This is a genomic window from Thiohalophilus sp., from assembly GCF_031581315.1.
Lineage (GTDB): Bacteria > Pseudomonadota > Gammaproteobacteria > UBA6429 > Thiohalophilaceae > Thiohalophilus.
In genome coordinates this window covers 1-1,420 of the sequence record NZ_JAVLAZ010000003.1, presented here as the reverse complement: position 1 = coordinate 1,420, position 1,420 = coordinate 1, and the positions used below count along the sequence as shown (strand labels likewise).

Below are 1,420 nucleotides of genomic sequence, written 5' to 3'. Positions count from 1 at the left end.
AATGCCCTGGCTGGGCATGGTCAAGAACCGCTGTAAGAACGGCGACTTCTATTGGGTCAGCGCCTATGTCACCCCGGTTTACGATCAGGATAAGGTAGTGGGCTACCAGTCGGTACGCACACAGCCGAACAGCGCCGACCGCGAACGCGCCGAGCGCCTGTACACCCGCCTCAACCAGGGCAAGAAGCCCTTTCCTGTCTGGCGACAGCGGATCGGCGCCCGGGGACGAGCCTTTGCCGGCATCGCGGCGCTTCAAAGCCTCACTCTCCTTACCCTGGCGGGTCTGACCGGTGCGGGCGCACTCACCGCTGGAGCGATTCTGGCCGCGGGCCTGGGCGGCAGCTTCGCCCTGGCGCATGGCCTGACCCGGCGCCTGCGCCGGGCCGCCGTCGACTCACGTCGCTTCAGCGACAACCCGCTGGCCAACCGCGTCTATGGGGGTGATCTGGACGAAGTGGCCCAGCTCACCACCGCACTCGAGAGCCAGCAGGCCAGGATCAACACGGTTCTGGGTCGGATCGAAGACACCGCCGGCAGCCTGTCTCAAACCGCCAGCTCCACCGCGACGGCCTCGGATCAAACTTTGGACGGCGCCCGGTCCCAGCAGTCCGAGGTCGATCAGGTCGCCTCGGCGGTCAACGAGATGGCTGCCACGGTACAGGAAGTTGCGCAAAACACCTCGGTCACGGCGGATTCCGCCCGAAACACCCAGCAGGAAGTCGACACGGGTAAACAGGTGGTCAATACCACCGCATCGACCATTGAGCAGCTGAGCGACGAGGTGGGCCAGGCCGCGCAGACCATGGACTCGCTGCGCACTCAAAGCGACGACATCGGCAGCGTGATCGACGTCATCAGCGGCATTGCCGAGCAGACCAACCTGCTCGCCCTGAACGCCGCCATTGAGGCCGCGCGCGCCGGCGAGCATGGGCGTGGCTTTGCCGTGGTGGCCGACGAAGTACGGGGACTGGCCACCCGCACCCAGCAATCTACCGGCGAAATCCAGAGTATCATCGAACGGCTGCAGAATGAGGCCAAGACAGCCACCGCGGTAATGAAGCAGGGTCAGAGTACCGCCCAGAATAGCGTCGAACATGCCCAGCAGGCCGTGACCTCGCTAAACACCATTAGTAACAATGTCACCACCATCTTCGAAATGGCGACCCAGATCGCCACCGCGGCCGAGGAACAAAGTGCGGTGGCCGACGAGCTCAACCGCAATGTCACCAACATCAGCGACGGCGCCGACCAGACGCTCAACGCCGCGCAGCAGAGTTCCTATGACTCCAGCCAACTGGCAGAGATGGTGCAGAATATGGAAAGTATGCTGAAACAGTTCAAGAACTAGTGAAAATAGGGTGCCGAAGGGATTAACAAACACTGCTCAACGTTGGCTAAAATTAAATCTCTCCGACACCTT

Annotated in this window: 1 protein-coding gene; it reads left to right on the top strand. The window is 62.1% G+C overall.

Annotated elements, in window-relative coordinates:
* Nucleotides 1–1,348 (top strand): methyl-accepting chemotaxis protein (locus tag RI563_RS00690; RefSeq protein WP_310692393.1); only part of this gene is annotated, 1,348 nt, incomplete at its 5' end.
* Between the last annotated feature and the right edge of the window lie 72 nt (nucleotides 1,349–1,420).